18 protein-coding genes are annotated in these 16894 nt (G+C 42.0%); 2 read left to right on the top strand and 16 right to left on the bottom strand.

Features of this window, described 5'->3' with window-relative positions; genetic code table 11:
- Positions 1 to 18: 18 nt before the first annotated feature.
- From LI126_RS06060 to LI126_RS06085, 6 genes are all read right to left on the bottom strand, one after another.
- Positions 19 to 303 carry a co-chaperone GroES gene (locus LI126_RS06060; protein WP_015528756.1) on the bottom strand — a complete coding sequence of 95 codons (285 nt, stop codon included), beginning with the start codon at positions 301 to 303 and terminating at the stop codon, positions 19 to 21.
- 168 nt (positions 304 to 471) lie between these two features.
- Complete coding sequence (locus LI126_RS06065) at positions 472 to 783, bottom strand: hypothetical protein (protein ID WP_015528755.1); 312 nt, start codon at positions 781 to 783, stop codon at positions 472 to 474.
- A gap of 18 nt (positions 784 to 801) precedes the next feature.
- Positions 802 to 1581, bottom strand: a complete 780-nt coding sequence (gene codY / locus LI126_RS06070) for a GTP-sensing pleiotropic transcriptional regulator CodY (protein WP_015528754.1) — start codon at positions 1579 to 1581, stop codon at positions 802 to 804.
- A 161-nt stretch (positions 1582 to 1742) separates the two neighbouring features.
- Entirely contained in the window at positions 1743 to 3818 is a 2076-nt protein-coding gene (topA, locus tag LI126_RS06075; protein ID WP_015528753.1) for a type I DNA topoisomerase, read from the bottom strand.
- 13 nt (positions 3819 to 3831) lie between these two features.
- Positions 3832 to 4944: a DNA-processing protein DprA gene (gene dprA, locus LI126_RS06080; RefSeq protein ID WP_226862403.1), complete on the bottom strand. Its 1113-nt coding sequence runs from the start codon at positions 4942 to 4944 to the stop codon at positions 3832 to 3834.
- Complete coding sequence (locus LI126_RS06085; RefSeq protein WP_117826022.1) at positions 4944 to 6512, bottom strand: YifB family Mg chelatase-like AAA ATPase; 1569 nt, start codon at positions 6510 to 6512, stop codon at positions 4944 to 4946. Before LI126_RS06085 ends, dprA begins: the two co-directional genes overlap by 1 nt.
- Before the next feature lie 242 nt (positions 6513 to 6754).
- On the opposite strand from LI126_RS06085, the gene sigK reads away from it, so the two are divergent.
- The gene (sigK, locus tag LI126_RS06090; protein ID WP_020436178.1) at positions 6755 to 7372 is read left to right on the top strand and encodes an RNA polymerase sporulation sigma factor SigK; all 618 of its coding nucleotides are present in this window, start codon (positions 6755 to 6757) and stop codon (positions 7370 to 7372) included.
- A gap of 16 nt (positions 7373 to 7388) precedes the next feature.
- On the opposite strand, the gene LI126_RS06095 is transcribed toward sigK, so the two are convergent.
- From LI126_RS06095 to mtaB, 8 genes are all read right to left on the bottom strand, one after another.
- The gene (locus LI126_RS06095) at positions 7389 to 8633 is read right to left on the bottom strand and encodes a peptidase U32 family protein (RefSeq protein ID WP_015528750.1); all 1245 of its coding nucleotides are present in this window, start codon (positions 8631 to 8633) and stop codon (positions 7389 to 7391) included.
- Positions 8630 to 9283, bottom strand: a complete 654-nt coding sequence (locus tag LI126_RS06100; RefSeq protein WP_015528749.1) for an O-methyltransferase — start codon at positions 9281 to 9283, stop codon at positions 8630 to 8632. The genes LI126_RS06095 and LI126_RS06100 overlap by 4 nt, the downstream gene beginning before the upstream one ends.
- Before the next feature lie 3 nt (positions 9284 to 9286).
- Complete coding sequence (locus tag LI126_RS06105; protein WP_020436179.1) at positions 9287 to 10957, bottom strand: ribonuclease J; 1671 nt, start codon at positions 10955 to 10957, stop codon at positions 9287 to 9289.
- A 16-nt stretch (positions 10958 to 10973) separates the two neighbouring features.
- Positions 10974 to 11435, bottom strand: coding sequence for a Fur family transcriptional regulator (locus LI126_RS06110; protein WP_015528748.1), 462 nt, complete (start codon positions 11433 to 11435; stop codon positions 10974 to 10976).
- Positions 11436 to 11554: 119 nt separating this feature from the next.
- On the bottom strand, positions 11555 to 11815 hold the full coding sequence (locus tag LI126_RS06115; protein ID WP_015528747.1) for a DUF1292 domain-containing protein: 261 nt from the start codon (positions 11813 to 11815) through the stop codon (positions 11555 to 11557).
- Positions 11816 to 11826: 11 nt separating this feature from the next.
- Complete coding sequence (ruvX, locus tag LI126_RS06120) at positions 11827 to 12264, bottom strand: Holliday junction resolvase RuvX (RefSeq protein WP_015528746.1); 438 nt, start codon at positions 12262 to 12264, stop codon at positions 11827 to 11829.
- A gap of 7 nt (positions 12265 to 12271) precedes the next feature.
- Complete coding sequence (locus LI126_RS06125) at positions 12272 to 12535, bottom strand: IreB family regulatory phosphoprotein (RefSeq protein ID WP_015528745.1); 264 nt, start codon at positions 12533 to 12535, stop codon at positions 12272 to 12274.
- A 134-nt stretch (positions 12536 to 12669) separates the two neighbouring features.
- Positions 12670 to 14022: a tRNA (N(6)-L-threonylcarbamoyladenosine(37)-C(2))-methylthiotransferase MtaB gene (gene mtaB / locus LI126_RS06130; RefSeq protein ID WP_020436181.1), complete on the bottom strand. Its 1353-nt coding sequence runs from the start codon at positions 14020 to 14022 to the stop codon at positions 12670 to 12672.
- 120 nt (positions 14023 to 14142) lie between these two features.
- Here mtaB and LI126_RS06135 point away from each other — a divergent pair, with 120 nt between their 5' ends.
- The gene (locus tag LI126_RS06135) at positions 14143 to 14376 is read left to right on the top strand and encodes an HPr family phosphocarrier protein (RefSeq protein ID WP_054752513.1); all 234 of its coding nucleotides are present in this window, start codon (positions 14143 to 14145) and stop codon (positions 14374 to 14376) included.
- 104 nt (positions 14377 to 14480) lie between these two features.
- Here LI126_RS06135 and thiI read toward each other — a convergent pair whose 3' ends face one another.
- On the bottom strand, positions 14481 to 15671 hold the full coding sequence (gene thiI / locus LI126_RS06140; RefSeq protein ID WP_196021702.1) for a tRNA uracil 4-sulfurtransferase ThiI: 1191 nt from the start codon (positions 15669 to 15671) through the stop codon (positions 14481 to 14483).
- 29 nt (positions 15672 to 15700) lie between these two features.
- A complete protein-coding gene (locus LI126_RS06145) occupies positions 15701 to 16858 on the bottom strand; it encodes a cysteine desulfurase family protein (RefSeq protein ID WP_227165031.1) in 1158 nt (385 codons plus the stop codon).
- Positions 16859 to 16894 lie beyond the last annotated feature (36 nt).

Consider the following 16894-nt stretch of genomic DNA (forward strand, 5'->3'; position numbering starts at 1 on the left):
TTTATATTCGTCTGGGTATTACTCTACAATTGCAAGAATATCATTCTGCTTTACAATGATGTATTTCTCTCCTTCAAGCTCTACATCTGTTCCGGCATATTTGGAATAAATTACTTTATCTCCAACCTTAACCTGCATTACAACTTCTTTTCCATCCACAACTCCGCCAGGTCCGACTGCGATTACTTCTGCTTCCTGTGGTTTCTCTTTTGCCTGTCCTGGTAATACGATTCCGGACTTTGTTGTCTCTTCTGCTTCTAACTGTTTTAAAACGATCTTGTCACCTAATGGTACTAATTTCATTGTAATTCCTCCTTACTTTATTAGCACTCATTTCTCTTGAGTGCTAACCCATGAATATAAAATAGCACTCCCCATTTCATTTGTCAACACAGTTTACATATTTTTTATAAAAGAAAAGCCATGGGGCTTTCTCTGCCTCACAGCTTTTCTTTCGTCTCTAAAACTTCTCTATGATCTTCTTTCGTTCATCTCATAGAATCCGTTCTCAATTTTAAACTTCAGTAGATTCCTGTCTTCCGACTGGTATCTCTCTTTCACAACACCGGAGCAGCACAACAGCTCTGTCCCCGTTGAAATATAACATCTGTATTTTGCATCCAGCAGAATCGTTGTCAGAGGATCTTCCATCACTTCAAGATAAATGTAATCTTCTTCTGTATCATAATGATCCACCTTACAGACTCTTGTTGTATCATCAAAAATAGCATCTGCTGAAATCACTTTTTCCATCTGCAGATCAACCGGATTTCCCTCGTACATCTTGTCTTCTCCTTCTGCTTACATCCGCTCTTTCTCAATCCTCTCGAGCTCTGTAAATACATAATCATTCAGAACTTTAATATAAGTTCCTTTCATTCCTGAAGAACGTGATTCAATTACTCCTGCACTTTCAAACTTGCGAAGTGCATTCACGATAACCGATCTTGTAATTCCCACACGATCCGCTACCTTGCTGGCAACCAGGATTCCCTCTGTACCATCAAGTTCTTTAAAGATATGAATGATTGCTTCCAGCTCTGAGAAAGAAAGTGTGCTGATTGCTGCCTGAACGACATGTTCTTTTCTTGTCTCTTCCGCACTTTCTTCATTCACTGAACGAAGCATCTCAAGTCCTACTACAGCAGTACCATATTCACTGAGAATAATATCATCAATAGAATACGTTGCATCCTGTTTGTAGATAAACAATGTTCCGAGACGCTCCCCGGCAATATCGATCGGTGTGATGATTGCCTGACATCCTTCCACAGCATCTGAAGAAAAACCAAGTGTCTCCAGATTAACATTCTCTTTTGTAGACAGAACACTCAGCAATCTTTCATTAAGCATATTATCAATATGAGATCCTACAGATTCTGTGATCAGTTCACTGATTTCTCTCACCTTATTGCTTTTGCTGACTCCAAGAATCTTTCCCTTCTTGCTGACTACCAGCACATTTGAGTCCAAAATCTCTGTCAGTACCGCACAGATATCATTAAACACAACTTTGCTGGAGTTATTATTATGCAGCAACTTATTAATCTTTCTGGTCTTATCCAATAATTGTACGCTCATTGTCTCCTCCACATGATTTGCTCTTATTCACTACTTCTAGCAAACAGTAACTATTATTTTTCAAGTTGTATACACAAATCAAATTTCAAATTCCTTACTAGCTTATATTATCATACAATTCAGAAAATAGCAACGTTGTGTTTTTCTGTTTTTTGAAATATTTAATCTTCTTTCTTAATTGTTTCCACATATCCGCACTTTTCATCAGCACAAACTAATTTATTGCCTTTTTCTACCATGTATCCACCACATTCCGGACATTTTTTACTGGATGGCTTCTGCCAGGACATAAATTCACATTCCGGATTATCCTCACATCCATAATACTTTCTTCCCTTTTTCGTTTTGCGGATAACAACTTCTTTTCCACACACAGGACACGGAACTCCGATCTTTTCCAGATATGGTTTTGTATTTCTGCATTCCGGGAATCCCGGGCATGCAAGGAATTTACCATGCGGACCGTATTTGATCACCATGTTACGACCGCACTCTTCACAGATCACATCTGTTACTTCATCTTCAATCTTAACTTCCTCAAGCTCTTTCTCTGCAATTTCAACAGCTTCCTCAAGATCCGGATAGAAATTACGGATTACTTCCTTCCACGGAACCTTTCCTTCTTCAACCATATCAAGAAGCCCTTCCATATTCGCTGTGAAATGAACATCTACAATACTTGGGAATGACTGTTTCATAATATTATTAACAACTTCACCAATCTCTGTCAGATAAAGATTCTTGCCTTCTTTTGTAATATATCTTCTTCCAAGGATCAGAGAAATGGTTGGAGCATAGGTACTTGGACGTCCGATCCCAAGCTCTTCCATTGTCTTTACAAGACTCGCCTCTGTATAATGTGCCGGCGGCTGCGTAAAATGTTGCTTTGGATCAAATTCTTCTTTTGTAAGAACAGAATCCATGCTAAGATGTCCGACCAGTACATTGCTCTCTTCCTTCTCTTCCTCTGCCTCTACATACACAGAGCGGAATCCATCAAATGCAACCCTTGCTGTTGATACAGTAAAGCAGTACTCACCGGCTCCGATCTTGACTGCTGTTGTCTCATACTTCGCCGGCTGCATGCGGCTTGCTGTGAAGCGTTTCCAGATCAGCTGATACAGACGGAACTGATCTCTGCTTAATGAATCCTTGATTGCTGCCGGTGTGCGTGTAATATCTGTCGGGCGGATCGCCTCATGCGCATCCTGAATCTTCTTATCTGCAGACTTTGTTTTTGTTCCTTCTGCTACATATGCTTCCCCGTAAGTCTCAGCAATATAGCTTCTTGCTGCTGCATCAGCTTCCTCTGAAATACGTGTAGAATCCGTACGAAGATAAGTAATCACACCGACTGTTCCATTCCCTTTAATATCCACACCTTCATACAGCTGCTGTGCAATACGCATTGTCTTCTGTGTACCAAAGTTCAATGCCTTGGCAGCTTCCTGCTGCAGCGTACTTGTCGTAAATGGGAGTGGTGCTTTACGCGTCCTCTCACTGTTCTTGATATCTGTAATCTGGAACTCTTCGTTCTCTAATTTCTTTAAGATCTCGTCCATCTCTTCTTTTGAATGGATCGTCATCTTTTTCTTCTCTGTTCCGTAGAACTTCGCTGTCAGAGGACGTTTCTCACCTTTTACTTTCAGTTGTGCATCCAATGACCAGTACTCTTCCGGAATAAATGCATCAATCTCTGCTTCCCTGTCTGCAACAATACGAAGTGCGACTGACTGTACACGTCCGGCACTCAACCCACGCTTTACCTTTGCCCAAAGCAATGGACTGATCTTATATCCAACCATACGGTCAAGCTCTCTTCTTGCCTGCTGTGCATCCACAAGATCCATGTCAATATCACGTGGTGCTTTCAAAGATGCTTTCACAGCATTCTTTGTAATCTCATTAAATGTAATACGGCGCATTTTCTTCTCGTCCAGCTTCAAGGCAGCAGCAAGATGCCAGGAAATAGCCTCTCCTTCACGGTCAGGGTCGGTTGCAAGATAAACTTTGTCTGATTTCTTCGCCTCTTTTCTGAGCGTTGCAAGAATCTCTCCTTTTCCACGAATGGTAATATATTTTGGTTCGTAATCATTCTCCACGTCAATTCCAAGCTGACTTTTCGGCAGATCCCTGACGTGTCCCTGTGATGCTGCAACTGTATAATTGCTTCCTAGAAACTTTTTAATCGTCTTCACCTTTGCAGGAGACTCCACGATTACAAGATAATGTGCCATAAAAACTATACTCCTATTTTATTCTGATATAATAATTCTTTGTTATTTCACGAATGTATCCCTGCAGTTCCAGTGTAACAAGAATGCTCATCAATTTTCTGATCTCCACCCGAGATTCCTGCGCAATCTGATCCACATTCTTGGGATACAAACCGACACAACTATACACCAAATCATCTGTACTTTCAAGCACTTTTTTATTTTTCTCGTTTTTTATCTCCGTGTTTCTGCACAAAACATTTGTTTCAATCCCCCATTCTTCCAGCAGATTTTTAGGATTCAGAAGGATTCCGGCACCCTGTTGGATCAGGTGATTACACCCGGCACTCAAAGGACTGTCCAGCGGTCCCGGAAGGGCATAAACATCCTTTCCCTGCTCCAGTGCCATATCTGCTGTAATCAAAGAACCACTTCTCACCCTTGCCTCCATTACCAGAACTGCATCTGACAGTCCGCTGATGATCCGGTTCCTCATTGGAAAATTCATTGCAAGCGGAGGGGTTCCCGGTGGAAATTCCGAAAGGATTCCGCCTCCGTGTTCTATGATATCCATATATAAACCGATATGATCTCTTGGATAACAGACATCCACTCCGCTCCCTAAAACAGCATAAGATTTTCCGCCTGCATTCAACGCTGCTCTTTGTCCTGTTCCATCGATCCCTTTCGCCATGCCACTGATGATATCAACACCTGCTGCCGCCAGTACTTCCGCAAATTCTCTTGTATAATGTTCTCCATATCCACTACACCCCCTTGCTCCGACAATTGCTGCCTTCTTCTTGGCTCCCGGACATGTTCCTTTCACAAAAAGAGCAAACGGGGGATCTGGTATCTCAGCCAGCCCCGGAGGATATTCTTTTGAAAAAAATGGAATAAATTCGATTCCATGTTCCTGCATTTTGTAAAACTCTTCTTTTAATTGTTCTTTCGTTTTCTCTTTCCGGGCTTTTTTTAATCCCTCTTTTTCTTCCTCTGTAAGGAATTCAATTCCTGTAATTTCAGTTTCTTCTATATAATATATCTTCTTTCCACTTCCTATGAGTTCTCGGAGCAGATACTTTTTTCTTGCAGATAGTTTTCGAATCGTAGAAAACCAGTATTCAAAAATCATCTCTTCACACATCATACATACCTCCCCCAATATTTCCTGTCCAATGTCCGGTAACCGATCGCCTCCTGTAAATGTTCCAGTTTTATCTCCTCACTGTAATCTAAATCCGCAATCGTTCTCGCAACCTTTAAGATTCGGTGATAAGATCTCGCCGTCAGATTCAGTACATCATAAGCCTGCCCCATCAGTCGCATTTCTTCTCCGTTTAATCTGCAATACTTACTCAATTCTGCACCATGAAGCATTGCATTACACTGGATCTTCGTGTTTTGGTAGCGAATCTTCTGTCTCTTTCTTGCTTCACATACCCGCACTTTGATCACCGCCGAAGACTCCGGACAGGAAACAGACTCTTTCACCAAATCCCGATATTCCACTTTAGAAGCTTCAACACTAAGGTCAATCCGATCGAGAAACGGTTGGCTGATCTTGCTTAAATACGCCTGGATCTGTGCCGGCGTACAAGTACAGGCTGTCGATGGAAATTTCCCACACGGACACGTATTCATGGCAGACACAAGCATAAAATCGGCCGGAAAGATATAATTCCCATTGGTTCTTGTGATCTGTATGCTGCGTTGTTCCAATGGCTGCCTGAGCACTTCAAGAACACTTCTCTTAAATTCAGGAAGTTCATCCAAAAATAAAATACCACTATGTGCCAGGCTGATCTCTCCTGGTCTTGGAACAATCCCACCACCAATCAGTGCTGCTCTCGTTGCAGTATGATGTACCTCTCGAAAAGGTCTTCTGGAAATCAGTGGTTCCTTTCCATCCAGCATTCCCATGACACTATAAAGCTTTGTAAGCTCCATACTTTCTTCATAATTCATCGGCGGCAGAATTCCTGCCATACATTTTGCGGTCATTGTCTTCCCGCTTCCGGGTGGTCCGACCATAAGCAGATTATGCCCTCCCGCCACAGCAATTTCCGCTGCCCGACGAACATTCTCCTGACCATATAAGTCTGCGAAATCAGGTACTTCTTCTCCCACTTTTCCTCTGTCTTCTATTTTATCATCCTCTTTTTCACCAAGATATCTCTGTTCTCCACCTGTTCTGTCTCCATCTTCCAAATAACTGATACATTCCCTGAGACTTCCAACTGCAATGATCCGAACCCCTTCTACAAGTTCTGCCTCCTTTTTATTTTCTCTCGGAACAATACAGCTTGTAACTTTTTGTACCTTTGCCTCTGATACCATAGAAAGAATCCCGGGAACTTTTCTGACTTGTCCATCCAATCCCAGTTCTCCGATGATCATACAGTCTTTCATTCTTCTATTCTGTTGTAAAACGCCAAGTGACGTCAGAATCGACACTGCGATTGGAAGATCAAATGACGCTCCTCTTTTCCTCATAGTTGCCGGCGAAAGATTGATCACCACACGTTTCGCCGGAAATTCAAGACCTGAATTCCGGACTGCAGACCGTACGCGTTCTGCTGCTTCTTTCACCTCTGATGACAGATATCCCACCATGTGAAAAATCGGAAGTCCATTGCTGACATCCGCCTCCACATAGACCATTTCTACCGCAAGCCCTTCCATTGCCGCGGATTTTACTGTACTAAAACTCATATGCGCTCCTTCCTTTTCCCAGTCACAAGCGCACCTGTTCTTCTTACACCCCATTGTAAGCTGCTGAAATTCTGGCTGAATCAGCCGGATTTGATTTTCGGAACTGACATTCCGAGAATGTATAGATATCATAACTTCCGAATATTGATTTGTCAATCAGTTTCCGAGAACTTGAGCATATGGAAAAGCACAATTTCCACATTTTTTCATAAACTATATTAAATGCATCCAGAGGTGCTGTCTTGAAAGCATTTCCTAATCCCCTCACACCGGCGGAAGAGAAAAAATACATTCAGAGATACACCGAGGGCGATCTGGAAGCCAAGCATATTTTAATTGAACGCAATCTCCGTCTCGTTGCCCATGTTATACGGAAATACCAAAATACCAGTGAAGATCCGGAAGATCTGATTTCCATCGGCACGATTGGCCTGATCAAAGCTATAATTACGTTCGATCCTGAAAAAGGAAATCGTCTGGCTGCCTATGCCTCCCGTTGTGTAGAAAATGAAGTCCTGATGTATCTGCGCGCCAGAAAAAAATGCAGCCATGAAATCTCTCTTTATGAACCGATTGGCACAGATCGGGAAGGAAATGAAGTCAACCTCTACGATATCATCGAATCTACAGAAACAGATATTCCAGAGCGGATTCATCTGAAGGACAATATTCAAAAGCTTTATGAAAAACTGGAAAATGAACTTTCTCCAAGAGAAAAACTTGTACTGAAAATGCGATACGGACTGTATCAGGGAGAAGAATACACGCAGCGGGAGATTGCCGCACAACTGGGCATCTCCCGCTCCTATGTATCCCGTATCGAAAAAAGTGCTATCGGAAAACTCCGACAATATTTTTGAAATTTCTAAGACTCTTCTATGAATTAACTTCTTTATCCTCTTCCTGTCTTCTGAGAAGATCGTACTGAGCTGGTGTCTCGCTCAGTTCTACATGAAGAACCTGCTTTGAATGCGGTGCACTTTCCTGTTCCTCTCCATCCTCATTCAGGATCCGGAGAACCTTTGCCTCAACATTACTTCCGTCCGGCTTCATGATCTCAATTGTCTCACCTACAGAAAACTTATTGCGCTGTTCAATTCTTGCAAGCCCATTCTCAACGGCCCCGACAATTCCAAGATAAGTATACTCTCGGATATATGTGTTATTGTCATAAATCTGTGTCTCATGATCTGGTTTTCCAAAGAAAAATCCAGTCGTAAACTGACGATAAGTACAGTTTGAAATCTGATCCAGATACCAAGGCATGTTCTTCTTGTAAAGCTCTGGATCTTTCTGATAATCATCAATTGCTTTGCGGTAAGTTCTCGCCACTGTTGCAACATAAAGTGCTGTTTTCATTCGTCCTTCGATCTTAAAACTGTCAATTCCTGCATCAATCAATTCCGGAATATGCTCGATCATACAAAGATCTTTTGAATTAAAGATGTAAGTTCCGCGTTCATTCTCATAGACCGGCAGATATTCTCCCGGTCTCTTTTCCTCGACTACTGCATACTTCCAACGGCATGGGTGTGTACATGCACCCTGGTTTGCGTCCCTTCCTGTAAAATAATTACTCAGAAGGCAGCGTCCGGAATAAGAGATACACATTGCTCCATGGACAAATGTCTCAATTTCAAGATCTTCCGGAATTCTTTCTCTGATCTCCTTAATCTCTTTCAGAGACAATTCTCTTGCTGAAACCACACGACTTGCACCCTGGCGATACCAAAAGTTATAAGTTGCATAGTTTGTGTTATTCGCCTGTGTACTGATATGACGCTCAATCTCAGGACATACCTCTTTTGCAATCTCAAACACCCCCGGATCTGCAATGATCAGTGCATCAGGTTTAATCTCTCTCAACTCTTCAAAATATTCTCTTACCCCTTCAAGATCATCGTTGTGGGCAAGAATATTTGCTGTAACATACACTTTTACATCATGTGCATGTGCGAATTCTATTCCCTCTTTCATTTCTTCCATAGAGAAATTTTTTGCTTTCGCACGCAACCCAAATGCTTCTCCTCCGATATATACTGCATCAGCACCGAAAATTACAGCTGTTTTTAACACTTCCAGGCTGCTCGCCGGGATCAATAGTTCGATCGGTCTACTCATTTTTCTACTCCTTGTTTTATGCTCACTGCCACACCATCTCCAAGCGGAATAATAGATGTGACCAGATCCTCTCTGTGTTTCAATTCATACAGATATTCCCGCATTCTCGCATGTATTGTACGATTTCTGCGTTCTACCGCAAAACGGGATTCTATGATATCCCCATCCTGCATCACATTGTCTGACACAAGACAGCCTCCATCCGAAAGCAGTCGTAACACATTCGGAAGATAATGAATATATTGCCCTTTCGCTGCATCCATAAAGATAAAATCAAAAGTTCCTTCCATTTCCGCAAGTACTTCTGTCGCATCTCCTTCAATCAGAGTAATCTTATCTTCCTTTCCCGCTCTGCGGAAATTCTCCCTCGCAATCGGGATTCTCTTCTCATAATTCTCTATTGTTGTTATATGTCCACCTTCCGGCAGGTAATCACTCATCAATAACGCAGAGAAACCTACGGCAGTTCCGACTTCCAGAACGCGCATAGGTTTTTTCATCAAAAGGAGAACCTCCAGGAAGCTCTGCATCTCTCGTCGGATGATCGGTACATCCGCCGCCAAAGCTTCCTGTTCAATTGTCTCCAGTATTTCACTGTTCTCTGTATCCATAGAATTGATGAATGTAATAATACGTTCATCCACTATCATATCTTACACATCCACATCCATGATGATCGGGATCACCATTGGTCTTCTCTTTGTCTTCTTCCAGATATAGTCATTCATTGCATCACGAATCACAAGCTTGATCTTATTCCAGTCTGTATGTCTTCCTTTCAGGCATTTCTCAAGTGCTTCTGAAACAGCCTTTCTTGCATCATCCATCAGCTCCTCTGACTCTCTGACATAGACAAATCCTCTTGATACGATATCCGGTCCTGCAAGCAGGCGGTTCGTTCTTCTCTCTAATGTAAGAACCACAATAATGATACCATCTTCTGCAAGATGCTGTCTGTCTCGAAGAACGATATTTCCAACATCTCCAACACCAAGTCCGTCTACCAGGATTGCTCCTGTATGAACCTTATCTACAACCTTAGCGTAATCATCACACAATTCAAGTACTTCACCGGACTGCATAATAAATACATTTTCCTTCGGAATTCCAAGGCTCTTCGCAACACCTGCGTTTGCTTTCAGATGGCGGTATTCACCATGCACCGGAATCGCATATTTCGGTTTTACGAGAGAATAGATCAACTTCAATTCTTCCTGACAGGCATGTCCTGATACATGGGCATCCTGGAAAATAACTTCTGCTCCCTTTGCAGAGAGTTCATTGATCACACGTGAAACCGATTTCTCGTTTCCAGGAATCGGGTTAGAGCTGAAAATGATCGTATCATTCGGCTGAATTGTAACCTTGCGGTGTACGTCAGCTGCCATTCTTGACAGTGCAGCCATAGATTCTCCCTGGCTTCCTGTTGTGATCAGCACCATCTTCTCCGGTGGATAATTCTTCATCTGATCAATCTCAATCAATGTATTATCCGGTACATTCAGATATCCTAATTCTGATGCTGTAGAAATGATATTCACCATACTACGACCTTCTACAACAACCTTTCTGCCATACTTATAAGCAGAGTTGATGATCTGCTGTACACGGTCAACATTCGAAGCAAATGTCGCAATGATCAGTCTTGTATTCTGATGCTCTGCAAAAATGTGATCAAATGTGATACCTACTGTACGTTCTGACTGCGTAAATCCTTTTCGCTCTGCATTCGTACTGTCAGACATCAGTGCCAGCACGCCTTTCTTACCGATCTCAGCAAAACGCTGCAGGTCGATCGCATCTCCAAATACCGGAGTATAATCAACCTTGAAGTCTCCTGTGTGGACAACAACACCTGCCGGTGAATAGATTGCCAGTGCGGACGCATCCTGGATACTGTGGTTCGTCTTGATAAATTCAATCCGGAACTTTCCAAGATTGATTGACTGACCGTGACGTACAACCTTTCTCTTCGTTCCACGAAGCAGATTATGTTCCTTCAGCTTGTTCTCAATGATTCCCATTGTAAGCTTGGTTGTATAAATCGGAATGTTGATCTCTTTGAGTACATACGGCAATGCACCGATATGGTCCTCATGACCGTGCGTGATAACAAATCCCTTTACCTTGGAAATATTATCTTTCAGGTAGGTTACATCCGGAATTACAAGGTCGATTCCAAGCATATCATCTTCCGGGAACGCAAGACCACAGTCTACAACAACAATACTGTCTTCATACTCAAACGCAGTAATGTTCATACCAATCTGTTCCAGACCTCCAAGCGGTATGATACGCAATTTTCCATTATTCTGTTTTTTCAAAAAATATACACCTCCACTATCTCTGTTTCTTCATACAGTCTTTACACAGTCCGTAGAATTTCAGTTCGTGGTCCAGGACATGGAAGCCGGTTGCCTTCTCGATATGATCTTCCAAACTCTCCAGAAGGTCATCATCAAACGGCATCACCTTGTTACATCTCTTACAAATCAGGTGATGATGATTATGCTTTGTCTCCCCATTCAGTAAATGTCCGATCTCATAGCGCACACACCCATCCCCAAAATTAATCCTGTCTACCAGCTGCATATCCCACAAAAGCTGTAATGTTCTGTATACTGTGGCAAGCCCAATCTCCGGATAATCCTCTGATACCAGATCATAGATATCTTCCGCTGTCATATGACTCCCACTGTTCTCTTCAAGTACGGACAGAACAAGCAGTCTCTGGTGAGTCACCTTCAGCCCCTTTTCCTTTAACTTCTCTTTCAGAAGCTTCTGTGTCTTATCTGCTTCCATCTGTCTGCCTCCTATCTATATTGTAAAAAGAACTCCAGACTTTTTTCTGACACTTCTGCAAAAGTGAGAAAAGTATTCCTGTCTGCAGTTTCTCTTACATTCGTATTTCTTTCATGTAATTACATCTCAATATCGACGTCTTCCAGCAATTCCTCAAATACTTTGGAAACTGCCATCAGCTCTGTATCGTCTTCCACGATCTCATACGTCTTCTCTGCGTCTTTTGATTCTTCAACTTCTCTGAGAATCAGGCATTCTGCGTCATCTTCTTCTGAATCAACTACAAGAATATACGCGGAACCATTGATCTTTGTCTCTTCAAGTACAAAGAACTCATCTGCTCCACTTCCATCACTGAAAGTAAACTTTGCCTTTTCCATATGATTTTCCTCTATTCTGCTGTTTTCTGCATATAAATCGAATCTAAATATCCCTGGAGAATGAACACAGCAGCAATCTTATCGACATATTGCTTTCTGTTTTCTCTTCTCACACCACTCTCGATCAGTGTCTGCTCTGCCGCTACTGTCGTAAGTCTCTCGTCCCACATGATCACTTCCAGTCCTGTACGACGAACCAGCATGTCACGAAATTCCAATGACTTCTGTGCACGCTCCCCGATATCATTATTCATATGTTTTGGAAATCCAAGCACGATCTTCTCTACCTGATATTCTTTGATCAATTCTTCAATCCTCGCACAGGTACGGCGCAGCTTGTTCTCCTCTTTCCGTTGTATTGTCTCAATTCCCTGGGCCGTAAGTCCGAGCGGGTCGCTGATAGCAACACCTACAGTCTTCGTCCCATAGTCCAGTCCCATTACTCTCATTGTCTGATTATTCCCACGCATTATGCTCAATATACGCTTTCAACAGTTCTTCTACCAGTTCATCACGTTCCACCTTCATGATCAGGCTTCTTGCTCCGTTAAAACTTGTAATGTATGTCGGATCTCCTGACATGATATATCCAACAATCTGATTCACCGGATTGTATCCTTTTTCTTTCAGAGCCTTGTATACGATCTCAAAAATATCCTTCGCAGAAATCTGCGGACCCGGCTCTACCTGAAAGAACTGAGTACTACTTAAATCACTCATCTTTCTTCCTCCTTCTCTTTCTTGTATCTATTTCCTTCTTCCGAAGGGCTTTGCTGTTGTTCTGTCAAACAGCGCAAAACGCTCTGGAAACCCAGAAACCCTACTTATAATTCTAATATAACCGAATTCAAAATTCAATGTATAATTTGCGAATCCTTCCCAATTTGAACTTTTACGATACTATTCTTGAGATTTTCATTTGTCTCTAGTGCAATTTTCATATATTCTTTCGTATGACCTGTCTGTACTTCTTTTCCATTCAGTTCCAGATCCTCTTCCACAAGTACTTCCACTTCTTTTCCCTGGAAACTCTGTTCATATGCTGCACGCTTTTTCTCACCAAGTTCAATTAATTGTGCACTTCTCTTCGCCTTGATCTGTTCATCTACCTGATCCGGCATCACAGCTGCTTTTGTCCCCTCACGGCGGGAGTATTTAAAAATATGTGTCTCATAGAAATCTATGCTGTCCACAAAATCATATGACTCTTTGAACTCTTCTTCTGTCTCTCCTGGGAATCCCACAATCACATCGGTTGTCAATGCCGGATTCGGGAAGTATTTTCTGAGAAGTTCACATTTTTCCGCATATTCACTGCTTGTATATCTACGGTTCATACGCTTTAATGTTGCATCACATCCGCTCTGCAGAGACAGGTGGAAATGCGGACACATCTTCGGAAGCTTTGCAATCCCTTCTGCAAATTCTTCTGTGATGATCCCCGGTTCCAAAGAGCCAAGACGGATTCTTTCAATTCCATCAATCTCATGGACTGCCCGGATCAATTCCAGAAGGTGATATTCTTTATCAAAATCAATTCCATATGAGCTCAGATGAATTCCTGTCAGTACAACCTCCTTATATCCGTTATCTGCCAGTGTACGTACTTCATCAAGCACATCTTCCATAGAACGGCTGCGGACTCTTCCACGGGCATATGGAATGATACAATATGTGCAGAACTGATTACATCCATCCTGAACTTTAATATAAGCTCTTGTATGATCTCCCGGCTTCGTCAGGTGAAGATTCTCGTACTCTTTTGTCTTTCCGATCTCTTCCATCTTGATTTCTGCTTTTCTGTCGTTTTCCTGGTTCTTTGCATTCTTTTCATTTTCTGTTACGTTGCAATCTGCATTGTGTGTTCTTTCATACTCTTCCAATGCTTCGATCAGATTCTGCTTCTTATTATTACCAAGCACAATGTCAATGCAATCATCCACCTGAATCTCTTTTTCCTTCGCCTGGACATAACATCCTGCAGCGACAACAACTGCATCCGGATTCATTTTTCTCGCCCGGTGCAGCATCTGTCTCGACTTGCGGTCCGCGATATTTGTAACAGTACATGTATTGATTACATAAAGGTCTGCTCCTTCCTTGAAAGGAACGATCTCATACCCTGCTTTTTCAAGCATTTCCTGCATGGCTTCCGTCTCATAGGCATTTACTTTGCATCCCAAATTATGCAGTGCTGCTTTCTTCATTTATTTCTACCTCTTTTTTCCTTTTATCTCGTTAATTTCTTGACTTTTGAACCTGCATCCCGTAGAATATACCTAGGCTTAGAAGCCAATTTTATTGTATAATTCAAGGAGGGATTTCAAATGAAAACAGTACAGATTTCATTAAACTCAATCGACAAAGTCAAATCATTCGTTAACACTATCACAAAATATGATAATGATTTCGATTTAGTATCCGGAAGATATGTTATAGATGCCAAATCAATCATGGGTATTTTCAGCCTTGATCTTTCCAAACCGATCGACCTGAACATCCACGCTGACAGCAATGTTGATGATATTCTTGCTGCACTTGATGCTTACATCATCAAATAATTCTATCTGAATACGATTCATGCGGACTTTGTTTTTGTAGCTTGTCCGCATATTTTTTAGAGTAAAGAAAAGCTGTTCCATTGGAGCAGCTTTTCTTTTTCCTATTATTCTCCCTGCTTCACTTCAATGATCTCAACAGTATCAATTGCTGTCTGCATCAGTTCGTCAATCTTTTCTGCAAGGTTCAACTCAGACTTCTCAATTCGTTCAATATTCGGCTTTGTCACCGGATGTTTTGCAACGAAAATTGTACAACAATCCTCAAATGGCTGGATTGAAGTTTCATAGGTATTGATCTTCTCAGAAATTTCTACAATATCCTTCTTATCAAATCCGATCAGCGGACGATAAACCGGAAGTGTACATACTGCATTCGTCGCTGCAAGACTCTGCATTGTCTGGCTTGCTACCTGACCGATACTCTCTCCTGTGATCAGACCAAGACATCCGTCTTTCTTTGCAAAATGTTCTGCGATCTTCATCATGTAGCGACGCATAATGATCGTCAATTCATCATGTGGACACTTCTCATAGATATAAAGCTGAATATCTGTAAAGTTGACAACATGAAGCTTGATCGGTCCTGAATAAGCAGAAACGAGTCTTGCAAGATCAACCACCTTCTCTTTTGCTCTTTCACTTGTGTACGGTGGTGCATGGAAATAAGTTGCCTCGAGTTCAACACCACGCTTGGATACCATATATCCGGCAACCGGACTGTCAATTCCTCCTGACAGAAGCAGCATTGCGCTTCCGTTTGTCCCGATTGGCATACCTCCCGGTCCCGGAATAATTCTGGAATAGATATAAACTTCTTCACGGATCTCCACATTGATACGAAGTTCCGGCTTATGAACATCTACTTTCATTTCCGGAAATGCATCCAGGATTGCTTCTCCAACTTCACAGTTGATCTCCATAGAGTTCGCAGGATAGCTCTTCTTTGCTCTTCTTGCATCAACCTTGAAAGTCATATTCTTCTCTTCGTAAGCCTCATCCACATATGCCACAACATCTTTTCTCAGCTGTGCCAGTTCAGCCACCGGTACACGGACTACCGGACAGATTCCAACAATACCGAATACCTTCTGAAGGCTTTCTACTGTCTCATCAAAATCATAATCTCCATCACAATCCACGTAGACTCTTCCGTGACATTTGTGTACAAGGAATTCTCCGTCTACGCCCTGCAGAGCATAACGAATCTGACGTACCAGTGCATCTTCAAAGATATAACGGTTCTTTCCCTTAATTCCGATCTCGCCGTATTTTATCAGAAATGAATGAAATTTCATGCTTTTTCTCCTTTATGAATCGACGTCAATTAATGACGCGTATATTTTCTCAGCATCGGTATACAATTATATAGTGTTTCCAGCGTGTAGTCAATTTCTTCTTTTGTAGTAAATTCTGACATACTGAAACGAATCGTCGCATCCAGATATTCCTGTGCCGCCCCAATGCTTCTGAGAACACCGCTTACTGCCGGATGATTCGATGCACATGCAGATCCTGATGAGACATAAATCCCCTTATCTTCCAGTGTATGAAGAAGAACCTCACTTCGGATTCCTGCAATTCCAAGACTGATGATATGTGGTGCACTTCCTTCATCTTTCAGACCATGGACTGTTGTATTCTCAATCTTTCCTGCCTGCTCAATAAAATAATCCTTCAGTTCACGCATCAGAGCTACTTTCATATCCAAATCATTATAGATCATCTTTGTTGCAAGTCCAAGCCCTGCAATTCCCGGAACATTTTCTGTACCCGAACGGAGATCCTTCTGTTGTCCTCCTCCGAAAAGAATCGGTTTAATCTTCACCTTTTCACCCACATAAAGGAATCCGGTTCCCTTCGGTCCATGAATCTTATGTCCACTCGCACTTAACAGGTCGATCTTCTGACGTTTTGGATAAATGTGATATTTTCCAAATCCCTGCACTGCATCCGAATGGAAAAGAATAGAAGAATTATACTCTTTTACAATCTTTACCGCTTCATCAATCGGTTGAAGTGTTCCAACCTCATTGTTCACATACATAACTGATACGAGAATCGTCTCCGGACAAAGTGCTTCTTTCAATGATTCCAGATTCACTCTTCCACTCGCATCTACCGGAAGATATGTCACACGGAAGCCTTCCTCTTCTTCCAGATAACGCATTGTATTTAAGATTGCAGGATGCTCGATTGAAGTTGTGATCAGGTGATTTCCCGCTCTTCTGTTTGCTCTTGCACATCCGATCAGTGCAAGATTATCACTCTCTGTTCCTCCTGATGTAAAGTAAATATCTTTCGCATTTACCTTAAGAACCTTTGCGATCGTTTCCTTGGCTTCCTTTACATAATGCTCCGCATCTACACCTTTTCGGTGCATGGAGGATGGATTGCCATAATCCTGACACATTACTTTATATACAAGATCTCCCACTTCCGGATATGCTCTGGTTGTGGCTGAATTATCCAAATATGCTTCCATTTTATCTTCCCTTTTCTAACTCTGTTACCATTCACA

Origin of the sequence: Mediterraneibacter sp. 210702-DFI.5.30 (genome assembly GCF_020560115.1) — a bacterium.
Taxonomy (GTDB): Bacteria; Bacillota; Clostridia; order Lachnospirales; family Lachnospiraceae; genus Mediterraneibacter; species Mediterraneibacter faecis.